Origin of the sequence: Brachyspira suanatina (assembly GCF_001049755.1) — a bacterium.
Lineage (GTDB): Bacteria > Spirochaetota > Brachyspiria > Brachyspirales > Brachyspiraceae > Brachyspira > Brachyspira suanatina.
The window spans coordinates 833,027-847,142 of the sequence record NZ_CVLB01000001.1; the positions used below are offsets into that span (position 1 = coordinate 833,027).

Here is a 14,116-nt window from a genome sequence, read left to right on the forward strand (position 1 = left end):
ATATTGAACAATAAAAATAAATATTCATAATTGACAATTATTTATTATCTATTATAATAGCAATATTATGAGATTAGTATTAATATTACTTGTTTTTATCCTATCTGTATATGTTTTTCCAGCATTTTATGTAATTCATCATTCGCATCATCATGTACATCATTTAAGCGAAAATTGCGAAACTTGTATGGAAATATTTTCTATAGTGAAAGCGGTAAGTAAGATAATAAAATTTTATAATATATATAATTCTGTGATAATATATTTATCTATTTCATGTATATTTTTTGTAAAAATAAGAAAGTATATATTTTCTTTAAATAATAACCCCACAAGCCTGAAGGTGAAGCTGATCAATTGATTTAAGATCTTTTATATTTTAATGATTTAATTTGTTATATAATTTTAATATAAAGGATTTTTAAATGCAAAAAAAGATATTAATTTTTTTAACTTTATTATTTTCAATTATTATTGTTTCATGTAATAATGCTAATAAAAGCAGTAATGAAAATAATAAAGAAATTGATAATAGTAAATTAAAAGTAGTAACTACAATATTTCCAATATATGATTTTACAAGAAATATAGCTGGAGATAATGTAAATCTTCAAATGATAATAAAACCTGGTATAGAGATTCATTCATTTAATACTACACCTGCCGATGTAATAGATATACAAAATGCTGATGTATTTATTTATATAGGCGGTGAAAGTGAGGCTTGGGCTGAAAAAATTATATCTTCTATGAATACTAATGGTAAAAAGATAATCAGACTTATAGATTATGTAAAAGCATTAGATGAAGAGATTGTAGAAGGTATGGAGCATGACATAGATCATAATCATGAAGAAGAAGCAAATCATGAAGAGCATGAAAATCATATTGAAGAAAGTCATACTCATGAAGGAATTTACGATGAACATATATGGACTTCTCCAAAAAATGCTCAATTAATGGTTACAGCTATATGTGATGCATTATCCGAAATTGATACTAATAATGCTGATGTATATAAAGCAAATGCTGATAAATATAATCAGGAATTAACAGTTTTAGATGAAGAAATAAGAAATACAGTAAACTCATCTAAAAGAAAAAATATAGTATTTGGTGATAGATTTCCTTTCAGATATTTAGCAGAGGAATATGGATTGGAATATAGAGCACCTTTCACAGGATGCAGCAGTCAGGTAGATGCAAGCCCAAAAACTATAGCTTATTTGATGAATTATATTAAAGACAATAAAATACCTTATTTGTATTATATAGAATTAAGTAATGAAAAAATAGCAAATACTTTGATAGAACAAACAGGGGCAGAAAAATTAAAGCTTCATTCAGGACAAAATGTTACAAAAGAAGAATTTGATTCAGGTGTTACATATTTATCTATTATGAGGGATAACTTAGAGAGTTTGAAAAAGGGTTTAAATTGATGTTGAATATAAAAGATTTATCGGTATTTTATGACAGCAATGAGGTATTATCTAATATCAATTTTTCTTTGAATAAAGGAGATTATCTTTCTATAATAGGTGAGAATGGCTCTGGTAAAACCACTTTAATAAAAACAATACTAGGACTAATAAAACCTAAAAAAGGAAGCGTGTCTTTTAACAGCATAAAGAAAAATGAAATAGGATATTTACCTCAGCAGGGAATAGTTCAGAAATCATTTCCGGCAAGCGTATTTGAAGTTGTTATTTCAGGAAGATTAAATAAGAAAAAGTTTCTTCCGTTTTACACTTCTAAAGATAAAAAAATCACTTTAGATAATTTAAGAAAACTTAATATAGAAAATTTAAAAAATAAGTCATATAAAGATTTATCAGGAGGACAGCAGCAGAGAGTGGCATTAGCAAGAGCATTATGTTCTACTAAAGAATTACTTATACTTGATGAGCCTTCTACAGGACTTGATCCAATAGCTACGGCTGATTTATATAATTTAATAAAAAAATTAAATGATGAAGTAACTATTATAATGGTTTCGCATGATATATCGAATGCAGTTAAATACTCTAATAAAATACTTCATATAAATAAAAATATTCTTTTCTTTGGAAGCACAGAAGATTATACAAAAACGGATATATACAAAAGAATATCAGGGGAGGATATGAGATGATTGCTTTGATTCAGGAACTTTTTTCATATACCTTCATCGTGAGGGCTGTTATAGTCGGCATATTAGTATCATTATGTGCGGCACTTTTAGGCGTTAACTTAGTTTTAAAAAGATATTCTATGATTGGTATTGGGCTTTCTAATGTAGGATTTGGAGCATTATCTCTTTCTTTAATGTTTGGATTTTCTACTCTTCAGCTTTCAATACCTATAGTTGCTATTGCTTCAATATTGCTTTTAAGATTAAGTGAAAACAGTAAAATAAAAGGTGATGCTGCTATTGCTTTGATTTCAAGTGTATCTTTAGCGGTTGGTATTATAGCCATTACTGTGAAAACAGGTATAAATACAGATGTATGTAATTATATGTTTGGAAGTATACTTGCTATGAGCAAAAGCGATGTTTATATAAGTATTGCTGTAAGTATTGTAGTTATAGTACTTTATGTTCTTTTCTATAATAAAATATTTTTAGTAACATTCGATGAGAATTTTGCCCGTGCTGTTGGAATAAATGCTGAATTTTATAATATGCTTATATCTATACTAACATCTTTGATTATAGTATTAGGTATGAGAATGATGGGAGCTATGCTTATATCAAGTTTGATAATATTTCCGGCACTTACCTCTATGCGTGTATTTAATACTTTTAAGAGCGTGGTAATTTCATCGGCTATATTATCTGTATTATGCTTTTTTATAGGGATGATAGCTTCTTTTCAGCTTGAATATCCTACAGGAGCATGCATTGTTATGGTAAATTTAGCTATGCTTTTAATTTTTTCTATTGTAGGAAGGTTTATAAAATTAGGGGCTAAATAAAAGGAGGAATATTGTATATGAAAAAAGTATTATTTTTATTTGCTGTATTATTAGCATTTTCTTCTTGCTCAAAAAAAGAATACAATGACGGTTGGTTTGATATAGAAAAAAATTATGTAGATATACCTCAAAAAAAATATGATTACAGCGGTATAGAAAGTAAATCTGCCAATAATTCTCAAAATAATAATGAGCTTAAACAGGATAAAATAGATACATCAAAACTTGATATGAATAATGTAATAGAAATAAAAGAGAGAATGTTTATAAATCAATGCAATGATGTTTATTTGAATCCTGATGATTACAGAGGAAAGATAATAAAATTGCAAGGAATATATGACGGATTTACTGATAAAGAAACAGGTGAGAAACTTAATTTTGTATTTAGATATGGACCTGGATGCTGCGGATATGATGGTGTTGCTGGATTTGAGTTTGATTATAAAGGTAATATACCTAATCCTCAGGATTGGATAGAAGTTGTGGGTGTTGTAGAAATATTAGAGATAGATAATTATGAAACTGTAAGGCTTAATGCTATAAGTTTGAATGTTTTAGATAAAAGGGGCAAAGAATTTGTCGCTAATTAACTTTTGATAATTTCGTATATTTATATTTTATAAACCATGTTGCGGGCAGGATAATAAGGGATATATTATCCTGTCCATTTTTATGGCTTAATTTATATAATTATTTCCAAAAAGCTCCTACTCTTTTTCTTACATTTTCTTTTAAATCATAATAATAAAGAGCAATATCATAAACATGGTAAACGCCTTTTTCAAAAACTCCACCGCCTCTAACATAAAAATCATCAGGGTTTATAGTGCTGCATTTTATAACGCCTCTTGCCTTATCTACTTTAGCATCGGCTATCTTTGAAGGGCTGCCTGCATTTGTAACTATATTAGCATCAGGATTTCCATAATTATGAGATATATTAGCTCCTAAACCCTGTTCTTTAGTTGCTAAAGTTTCATCCAATGTCCAAGTTATAGGATTTATTGAAATTGCTCCTTCAAGAAGTGTAGGGTTATATCCATTAAAATCTGGTGCTTCTGTATTATAAGAAATTATTACTCCTGTATCATATTCACTGTTTGCAAATCTCAAATGAGGATTTTCATCTAAATCTTTTTGAGTAACTGAATATCCTAATATATAAGCTGCTACCATTCTGTTTTTTAAATTTTCATTTGTTTTGAAATAGTCTATTAATATTTCTTTTATCATCATAGCACCCTGAGAATGTCCTGCTAATATGAATGGCTTTCCATTATTATAATTTTTAATATAATAATCGAATGCTGCTATTGCATCTTCTTTAGGTGAAGAATAAAAATATTTATTTTGTTCTTCTTTGCTTATGTTATTATTTGTATTCATTAAATATAAAGCATCAGCCTGTCTGTAAAACGGAGCATATACATTTCCAACTTCTTCAAATATTCCTGTTTGTTCAAGCATTGAATTTGTAACAGTTTTTCTCATTGGCTCATAGTCTATTGGGCATACTATACTGTCATTGCTATTTGCTCTGCTCCATGTTGTAGGGTATAGATAAAATACATCTACTTCATTTGATGTTGAAGGTATACTAAGCCAATTATTTTTGTCTGAATAATCGGTTAATTTTGTTTCTGCTGTATTATTGTTATTTGCAGAACAGCTTAGAATTATAATACTTGATAAAATAGCAATAAAGATTTTAATTTTTATCATTTGAATTCCTCTCATTATTTTTTAATAAAATAAATATTATAATGTATAAAAATTAAAATCAATAACAAATTATTATTATTGTTATACTCGCTTTAATTATTATAAGTTATCTCTTTTCCTATATAATTGTCAGTGAATTTGCCATTATTATATACTATATTTCCGCGTACTATAGTAGTTAAAACTTTTCCGCCTCTTTTGAAACCTATATAAGGCGACCAGCCTGCTTTAGTAATTATATCTTTTTCTTCTATTTCTGAATTATCATTTAAATCTATTATTACTAAATCGGCATCGTAATTTTCTTTTAATAAACCTTTATCTTTCATAGAGAAAATTTCAGCAGATTTTTCACTCATGATTTTTGTAAGTAATTTTAAATCTATAGTATTATCATTAACTTTTTTGAGCATTAATTCAAGAGAATGTTCAACAGAAGGAACTCCGAATGTAAGTTTTTCTAATTTCTCGCTTATCAAATGAGGAGCATGATCTGTTCCTATTGTATCTATAGTGCCGTCTAATATTGCATCCCATAATGCTTTATTGTCTGATTTTTCTCTTAATTCAGGCTTCATTCTAAGCAGCATTTTATTTCTATCATTTTTATTTACATCTTCAGTATTTAAAAATAAATGATGAGGAGTAGCTTCTCCGTAAATTATCATTCCAGAGTCTTTTGCTTTCCTTAATGAATCAATTTCGCTTTCAAGTGATAAATGGCATAAATATAATGGAGTATTAGTATTTTTTGCTATTTTTATTGCCTTATCAACCATTTTATCTTCAGCATGAACAGTAACTATTTTTGATGCTTCAAATAATTTTTCTAATATTTTATCATCTTCTACAAGCATATTTCCTGTAGATGCATTAAAGAATATTTTTGTAGATGCTGCATCATTGATAATATTTTTTATATCATCGCTGTTATCTGCTTTGCTTCCTCCAAAATGAAAGCCGTAATCTACATAAGATTTTCCAATCATCATAGATTTTTTTGAAAGTAAATTTTCTTTTGAAATAGTGTTTGGTACAGTATTAGGCATATCTAAAAATACTGTAACACCTCCTCTGGCACAAGCTTTACTTCCTGAATTAAAATCTTCTTTATGTGTAAGTCCAGGATCTCTCATATGTGTATGAGGGTCTATTATTCCTGAAAGCACATAATTGTAATTAGCATCTATTATATCATCTGTTTTATTATCAGATATATATTTTTCAAAGTTATTATCATAGTCTATATTTTTTATTTTTTCATTTTCTATTATTATAGAAACTATTTTTTCATTATTTGGAATTTTAGCATTTTTGATTATCATAATTTACCTGAATAATTTATTTTCCTATTTCTCTGTTACAGTAATAACAGAAATCTCCATAACCTTTCTTTACAACTCTATTTTTTGTTTCCTCAAAATGTGTAACGCATTTATTATTAGGACAAACTATTTCTTTATTTTCTACAACTTCATAGTTCATTTCTTTTCTTTTTACCTTAGGTTTTATAGCATCTGTAGCCAAAGCCATCATAGCCATTCTTGTAGGAACACCATTTCTAGCCTGTATAAAATATTTAGCGTATTTTGTATCATCTAAATCTATATTAATTTCATCAACTCTTGGAAGAGGGTGAAGTATTATCATATCATCTTTACATTTTCCAACAATATTGTCTTTTGATATTCTGAATGCATGTTTAACTTCTTCATATTCATTGATATCATCAAATCTTTCTCTTTGTACCCTAGTCATATATAAACAGTCTATCTCTTTCAATACTTCTTCATAATTACTAAGTTTTTTATATTTTATATTTGCATTATCTAATTCTTTTAATATATAATCAGGTATTTGTATAACATCAGGAGATATAAAATAGAACTCACCATTAAACATCATTAAACCATCAACTAAAGAGTGAACAGTTCTTCCGTACCTTGTATCTCCTACAAAAGCAATTTTTTGGTTCTCTATAGTCCCTAATTCTTCTCTCAATGTATATAAATCCAATAAAGTTTGACTAGGGTGTTCGTTAGCACCATCTCCAGCGTTTATTATAGGACAGTTTGTAACTTCTTCAGCAAATTTAGCAGCCCCGTCAATACTATGCCTCATAACTATAATATCTGAATAGGCAGAAACCATAATTATAGTATCTCTTAAAGATTCTCCTTTTTTTATCGAACTTTGATCCGGGTTATCAAATCCTAACTCTTTGCATCCCAATCTGTAAGCAGCTGATGTGAATGATAATCTTGTCCTTGTAGAAGGTTCAAAGAATATACTTGTCATTATCATTCCATCCATTAATTTTCTTCTTTCTCTACTATCAGTGTTATCCAACTCCTTAGCTACATCTAATACTTCGATAACTTCCTCTTTTGATAACTCTTTAATAGATATAAAGTTCCTCATTATTTCTCCCTTAAAAAATAGTTAATTGTTTTATTGAAATTTAGCATAAAAAAAAGGAATAAAATTGTTAAAGATAACAACTTTATTCCTTTTTAAAAAATTCCAAATTATTAAATTTAAATAAATAGAATAGGCGTGCAAATAAAAAATTATCTTGTATTTAAGAAACATGTTTTTCATTTTTTATCCTATTCTTTACAAATTGAACGGATTATATCATGTATATTAAAAAAAGCAAGTATAAATTTATAATTTATATATTTTTAGTATATTGAAATAAAATGTTTTATGGTTATAATTAAATTCAAAGTTTAATTATAGGGTTATGTATGTACTTAGAATCTATCAATACTCCTTCAGATATAAAAAATTTAGATATAGAACAATTAAAATTATTAGCTTCAGAGATAAGAGAGTTTTTAATAAATAATGTATCTAATACAGGTGGACATTTGGGAAGTAATTTAGGAGTGGTAGATTTAACTTTGGTACTTCATTATTTATTTGATTCTCCTAAAGATGCATTTATATTTGATGTAGGGCATCAGTCATATACTCATAAAATTCTCACAGGAAGAAAAGATAAATTCAATACTTTGAGAACTTACGGAGGAATATCCGGTTTTCCCAAAAGAATAGAATCTGAGCATGATATTGAAGAAACAGGGCATTCATCTACTTCATTATCATTTGCCTATGGATTAGCATGTTCAAAAGAACTTTTAGAACTTAGAGGTGATGTTATAGCTATTATTGGAGATGGTGCTATGACTGGCGGAATGGCATTAGAAGCTATGAATAATATTGCACATACAAATACAGATATAATAATAGTTTTGAATAATAATGAAATGTCTATAGGTAAAAATATAGGTGCTGTATCTAAATTTTTAAATACTACATTGAATGACAGTTTAGTTCAGGAAGCATCAGAGAAGGTTAGGGGACTTGTATCTACTTTACCTTTCGGAGATATTGCTAATGAATTTATAGATAGAGGAAAAGGGGCTATTAGAACTTTTGTAGCTCCTGGAATTGCTTTTAGAGAAATGGGATTCAAATATTTTGGTCCTGTTGATGGTCATAATTTTGAAGATTTAATCAGTACTTTTCAGAAGGCAAAATCAATAAGAGGACCTAGATTAGTTCAGGTTAATACTATTAAAGGTAAAGGATACAAAGTAGCAGAAGAAAATCCATCTAAATTTCATGGTATAGGACCTTTTGATATAGAAACTGGAGAATTAAAAAGTAAATCTTCTTCAAAAACTTTTTCTAATTTAGCAGGAGAATGCATAATAAAAGTAGCCGAAGAAAATAAAAATGTTGTTGCAATAACTGCCGCTATGGAATCGGGTACAGGTTTAACTGAATATGCAAAACTTTTTAAAGATAGATTTTTTGATGTAGGTATAGCAGAACAGCATGCCATCACTTTTGCTGTTGGACTTTCTGAAAATGGTATAATACCTTTTGTATGCTTGTATTCTACATTCCTTCAAAGAGGATATGATCAGGTTATACATGATATTGGTATAATGAATGCTAATGTTAAACTTATGATAGATAGGGCAGGTCTTGTTCCTGAAGACGGAGATACTCATCAGGGTGTATTTGATGTATCTTTTTTAAGAATCATACCTAATATTACAATTATGGCTCCGGTTGGAGAAAAAGATTTTAAGGATATGGTAAAAAAATCTGTAGAATATAAAGGTCCTACAGTTATGAGATATAATAAATCGGCTGTGAGAGAATTAAAGGCTAATATTGTAGCTGATAATTTTGAGATAGGACATGCTCATATTGTAAGAGAATCTAATAAACAAAAAAATCTTATAATAAGTTACGGTCCTACGCTTATTGATATAGTTGATGCTGTTGATGAAATTAATTTTGACTCTTCAATATTAAATCTTTCTACTTTAAAGCCGCTAGATGAGGAAACTATTTTAAATATGATTAGAAAAGCGGATAAAATTTTAATAATAGAAGAAAGTATAAAAAAGGGCGGTATTGGAAGTGCTATATTAGAATTAATGTCTGATAATGAAATATATAAGAATGTTAAACTTCATGCTTTGCCTGATAAGTTTTTTGAAGTTGCTACTAGAGATGAGCTTTTAAAAATTTACAAATTAGATAAAGAAGGTATAAAAGAAACTATTAAAAGTTATTTTTAATTTATTATAGTTTTATTTTTTTTATTTCTTTTAGATATTCTATAAATATATCAGTCATTATAGGATCAAGCATTATATCTTTTTCCAAGAAATTTTCTGTCATAAAGAAAATAGCTTCTTTAGGAGTTTTTTTCATATTTTTTGTAAGAGTATCATAAACATCAATTACTTCAAGCATTTTTGCTGGAAGATATGTAAGACTTTGTAATGTTAATATATCTTTATAATCATAAGATACTATATATTCTATTTTATGATGAGGGTTTCTTCTTAATACTGCTTTATATAATTCTGTGAAAAGTCCGTATCCATGACTATAATATTCATGATGTAAAGATACTGTTAAGGCTACTCCTTCATTACCCCTCATAAAATATTTAGTAAAACCATAGTCTTTTATAGAATGATTGTCTTTTTCTTCATTTGGCATAGGTATATAATCTTTTTCTTTATCCAAGGCAATATCATGCATTAATACACCTATAGCAATTTCTGAAATAGTATTATTTTCTATTTTTCTTATGCCTAATTTTACATTTGAATCTAATGTATTTACTTCATTAATTAAATTATATCTTTGGTATATCCTTTCTGAATATTTATAATATGTTTTTTTGAAGTCAATTCTCATTTTATTGGCAGCGCCTTGATTAAGTTTATTATTAAAGAAATTTACTGCTTCAATTATCATTATAAATACTCTAATACTATGACCTATAGTAGTATCAGATTTTAAAGCACTAAAATTATTAAACATGCTATCTGTTTCATATTCTTTTGTAGATATTATAATAGCTATTTCCGATATTAGAAGCTGAAGTATTTTTGATAGATTATTTATTTCATAATCATCATTTTTTAATGTATTACTTTCTTTATCTTTTAAATAATCAATATATTGTATTCTTAATACAAAGCTTATTTCCAATAGCATTTTACATATAAGCTCTGCAGTTTCTACATCTAAGAAATTTTTACGATAATAAGTTAATTTGATAATATATTGCCTCATATAGGCTGTAATATCTTTGGTAGACATATTTATTATATTTTCTAATATTTCTTCTTCTTTTTTTGCTATTTCTTTATCGGAAGGAACACAATATCTGAATGTTTTATAAAATTCTGTTGTTTTACTGCTCAATTTTCAATCTCTTTCAATATTTCATTAATAGTATATCGGAATTAATCGATATAAAATGATTTTATAATTTATCTTTTTACTTCATTAGTAATAATGAATGTAGTTCTATTTTCATTAGTATTGCCTACATAATTTATAGATGTAATTTCTGCTACAGTATTAGTTTCAGCACTTACATGGTTTTTAATGTTATTAATATCTATTTTTTCAGGAACAACTGTTTCAATATAAGGCATTGAAGCTATTTCATTTATAGTATTAGTTAAATCTTGATTTAATTCTATATTTTTTATAGATATTTTATTTGAATTATCTATATTAGCTTCCATAAATTGATTAACTTTAGTACCGTTTATTTCTCCGTTTCCATATAAGAATTGTGCTTTTGTATTGCCATTATTATATGTTACAGCAGCTACTCCTGATATTTTAATATTAGCATTTGAAGTAGAAACTATAATAGAATCAGCTTTAGCATTAGATGAAGCTGCAATTAAGAAATCGCCTTTATTTAAATGCAATTTTGTATTGCCTGTTTTGTCATAAGATTCATCAATATTTAATGATGAGTTTCCTTTGACTTTAAATATATTATTGCTCTCTAAATATGAAGTAAGAGAAGAATTTGCTTCAGTGGAAATATTATCTTTGCTGAATAATAAATCGCCGTTTTGTGCAGGTTTTACTATAGCCTTTTGAGAAGATATTTTTACTTTTCCTTTTACATCTACTACTTTCATATATTGATTTGTTTTATAAGCTGACTGCAAACTAAAAGCTATAGAAAGCATTAACAATATAGAAATAATTTTTTTATTCAACATAAATAAAACTCCATAGAAAAATACATATTACACTATTAATATTATCGGTATTATAAAAATTATTCAATACTGTTTTTTTTTACTGTACATATATTTTAACAGGTGAACTTTTTATAGTTTCTCCTTCTTCTGTTTTTGCTTCTATATAAAAAGTGTAATCACCTTGTTTTAAATTCCATCTTATGTATTGTTTTTTTAAATCATCAATATTTGCTATTATTTCTTTATTGCAATATAGATTTGCACTTACAACATTTTTGGGTATATATGAAGATATGAATATATTTTGATATTCTATAGGAAGTGTAGAATCTATTTTATATACAGAGTTGTCTGTAGGCTCTTTTATTGATAGACGTTCTTTTATATTTATAGTTCTTTCAGGTGAGGCATAAGGAACAGCATTTAAATTCATTTGAACTCTTTCAGCTGAATCGTATGCAAAAGCATTTTCTGCATTATTAATATTTTCTGTTGTATTATCAGTATGAGTTTCTAAGCTTCTATTTTGATTATTGATAGTATTTTTCATTCTATTGTATGCATATATGTTATTAACTTTTGTCCATTCTGAAGTAGGGCGTTCTATTTGCTGTTCTCTAATCCAGCCATTATATTCACTTGGAAGGTTTACAAATACTTTTTCACTAATTGATCCGTCATAATTTGTTTTTATATATAGATTATGTACATCGCATTCTTCTTTTGGCACATTTATATGAGAAAACTCTTCCATTCTTGTTTCTTTACAGAACTCTCCTCTAAGTTTTCCGCTTATAAGACAGATTTCTCTTTTTACTATAGTATCAGGCTTATTCCATTTAGTTTCTTTCTGACTTTTATTAAGCATAGTAAATAAATCATAAAGTATAGGAACAGCACCATTACCGCCGGTTATATTTATCATCTCGCTTCCTGCAAAATCACCAAGCCAAATTCCAACTATATAGTCTTTTGTATATCCTATAGCCCAAGCATCTCTTGAACCTTTTGAAGTTCCTGTTTTTATAGCTATAGAAAATGGATAAACTATTCCTTTATAGCTTCTGAATGAACCCATTCTGGCATTTCTATCTGATAATATGCTTGTTATTAAATATGCACTCTCTTCAGATATTACTTTTCTTGTAGTTTTTTTAGGTAGAGTAATAACTTCTCCGTTGGCTTTTTTTAATGAAGTTATAGAGTAATTATTTATAAATGTTCCTGAATTTGGAAATATTGTATATGCTGAAGCTAAATCTATTAAACGCACTTCGGCACTTCCCAAAACCAAAGAATATCCGTAATAATCAGGATTTTTATCTATGGAGCTTAATCCGGATTTTAAAAGTATATTTTGAAAATCTTTTATACTGTATCTTGCCAACCATTTAACTGCAGGTATATTTAGAGAATTAGCTAATGCATCTCTTATGGTAACAGGACCTCTGTATTTATGATCGAAATTTTCCGGTATATAATCTCCGCCCGGTGAATTGATATGTGTTTTAATATCGGCTATAACTGAAGCAGGGGATTCTCCTTTATCAAATAAATATGCATACATAAAGGGTTTTAAAGTACTTCCTGCCTGCCTTAATGCAGTAGCTCCATTAACTGCTCCGTGAGTTTCAGCATCAAAGTAATCCATAGAACCTATCATTGAAAGAACTTCGCCTGTTTTGGCATTAAGTATTACACATGATATATTTCTTACATTGAAAGTATGAAGCGACTGACTGGAATTGCTTATAACTAATACTGCTTCTTTTTGCATTTTATAATCTAATGTTGTTCTTAATTCTGTTACTCCAGTATATTTTAATTGTTCCAATGATTCTTTTGCATACATTGTAAAATGAGGAGCTTTGAAAGTGTATTTTTCTTTATCATCAAAAATTTTTAATTTTTCATTTGTATATTTATTATAATTTTCTTCTGTTATGAAATTATTATTTTTCATTTCTCCAAGTACATATATCCTTCTTGATTTCAATCTTTCTTCATATTTATAAGGATTAAATTTAGTACCGGATTTTATTATAGAAGCAAGCATTGCAGATTCATTGATATTTAAATCTTTTGCTTTTTTATGAAAGTATAAATCGCTTGCAGCACCTACACCATAACAGTTATTTCCAAAGAATACTCTATTTAAATATTCTGTAATTATTTGTTCTTTTGTGAGATTTCTTTCCAATCTTATTGCATCAAGTGCTTCATAGAATTTATTTATATATGTTCTTTCGCGAGGAATAATATTTTTTGCAAGCTGCTGAGTTATAGTGCTTCCGCCTGATACTACTCTTCCGCTTATCAAATTTGATAAAAATGCTCTTATTATAGCTTTATAATCTATACCGTTATGATTGAAGAAATTTTTATCTTCAGCACTTACAACAGCATTTATTAAATTTGTTGATAAATCATTATATTTTACTTCTTCAAAGAATCCTCCATGCTTTGGAAATATTGTTGATATAAGTATTGAGTTTCTATCATATATTTTTAAAGCACGTTCTTCATTTATATTTAATTCATTTTCTGAAAAAGGTTTATTGATATATTCTTTGCAGTATTTATAAAAATTATATCCTTTTGGTATGAATATAATTGAAACTGCTATTATAGATAATAACAAAGTGTATATTATAGTTAATGCTATTCTTCTAATAATTTTTTCCATAATAAAAATATTCTATAATAAAAAAATAATTAGTCAAATTATATCGAATTTGTAGCATTTAAATGATGATTATTAAAACTTAAAACTGTAAAATATTGATAAAAAATAATTATTAATTAACTTTAAAAGTAGTAATGTAATTATATAATAAATAAATTTTTATTGACAATAATATTTTATTTTATATAATGTA

The 14,116-nt window shown here is 27.2% G+C and carries 11 protein-coding genes; 5 read left to right on the forward strand and 6 right to left on the reverse strand.

What is annotated here, in order from left to right:
* Positions 1-425 precede the first annotated feature (425 nt).
* From BRSU_RS03735 to BRSU_RS03750, 4 genes are read left to right on the forward strand one after another with little or no spacing between them, the layout of a single operon-like run.
* Entirely contained in the window at positions 426-1,442 is a 1,017-nt protein-coding gene (locus tag BRSU_RS03735) for a metal ABC transporter substrate-binding protein (RefSeq protein WP_048593854.1), read from the forward strand.
* Positions 1,442-2,134 carry a metal ABC transporter ATP-binding protein gene (locus BRSU_RS03740; RefSeq protein ID WP_048593855.1) on the forward strand — a complete coding sequence of 231 codons (693 nt, stop codon included), beginning with the start codon at positions 1,442-1,444 and terminating at the stop codon, positions 2,132-2,134. The genes BRSU_RS03735 and BRSU_RS03740 overlap by 1 nt, the downstream gene beginning before the upstream one ends.
* Positions 2,131-2,958: a metal ABC transporter permease gene (locus BRSU_RS03745; protein WP_048593856.1), complete on the forward strand. Its 828-nt coding sequence runs from the start codon at positions 2,131-2,133 to the stop codon at positions 2,956-2,958. Before BRSU_RS03740 ends, BRSU_RS03745 begins: the two co-directional genes overlap by 4 nt.
* A gap of 17 nt (positions 2,959-2,975) precedes the next feature.
* On the forward strand, positions 2,976-3,551 hold the full coding sequence (locus BRSU_RS03750) for a TIGR03943 family putative permease subunit (protein ID WP_048593857.1): 576 nt from the start codon (positions 2,976-2,978) through the stop codon (positions 3,549-3,551).
* Between the two features lie 100 nt (positions 3,552-3,651).
* On the opposite strand, the gene BRSU_RS03755 is transcribed toward BRSU_RS03750, so the two are convergent.
* From BRSU_RS03755 to pyrB, 3 genes are all read right to left on the reverse strand, one after another.
* Positions 3,652-4,698, reverse strand: coding sequence for a DUF3089 domain-containing protein (locus tag BRSU_RS03755; protein WP_048593858.1), 1,047 nt, complete (start codon positions 4,696-4,698; stop codon positions 3,652-3,654).
* Positions 4,699-4,775: 77 nt separating this feature from the next.
* The gene (locus tag BRSU_RS03760; RefSeq protein WP_048593859.1) at positions 4,776-6,008 is read right to left on the reverse strand and encodes a dihydroorotase; all 1,233 of its coding nucleotides are present in this window, start codon (positions 6,006-6,008) and stop codon (positions 4,776-4,778) included.
* Positions 6,009-6,024: 16 nt separating this feature from the next.
* Positions 6,025-7,104, reverse strand: coding sequence for an aspartate carbamoyltransferase (gene pyrB / locus BRSU_RS03765; protein WP_048593860.1), 1,080 nt, complete (start codon positions 7,102-7,104; stop codon positions 6,025-6,027).
* Between the two features lie 329 nt (positions 7,105-7,433).
* Between pyrB and dxs the strand changes: the two genes are divergently transcribed.
* On the forward strand, positions 7,434-9,287 hold the full coding sequence (gene dxs, locus BRSU_RS03770; protein ID WP_048593861.1) for a 1-deoxy-D-xylulose-5-phosphate synthase: 1,854 nt from the start codon (positions 7,434-7,436) through the stop codon (positions 9,285-9,287).
* Between the two features lie 4 nt (positions 9,288-9,291).
* Here dxs and BRSU_RS03775 read toward each other — a convergent pair whose 3' ends face one another.
* From BRSU_RS03775 to pbpC, 3 genes are all read right to left on the reverse strand, one after another.
* Positions 9,292-10,431, reverse strand: a complete 1,140-nt coding sequence (locus BRSU_RS03775) for a hypothetical protein (RefSeq protein ID WP_048593862.1) — start codon at positions 10,429-10,431, stop codon at positions 9,292-9,294.
* Positions 10,432-10,499: 68 nt separating this feature from the next.
* Entirely contained in the window at positions 10,500-11,255 is a 756-nt protein-coding gene (locus tag BRSU_RS03780; RefSeq protein ID WP_048593863.1) for a FecR domain-containing protein, read from the reverse strand.
* 79 nt (positions 11,256-11,334) lie between these two features.
* The gene (pbpC, locus tag BRSU_RS03785; protein WP_048593864.1) at positions 11,335-13,923 is read right to left on the reverse strand and encodes a penicillin-binding protein 1C; all 2,589 of its coding nucleotides are present in this window, start codon (positions 13,921-13,923) and stop codon (positions 11,335-11,337) included.
* Positions 13,924-14,116: the final 193 nt, after the last annotated feature.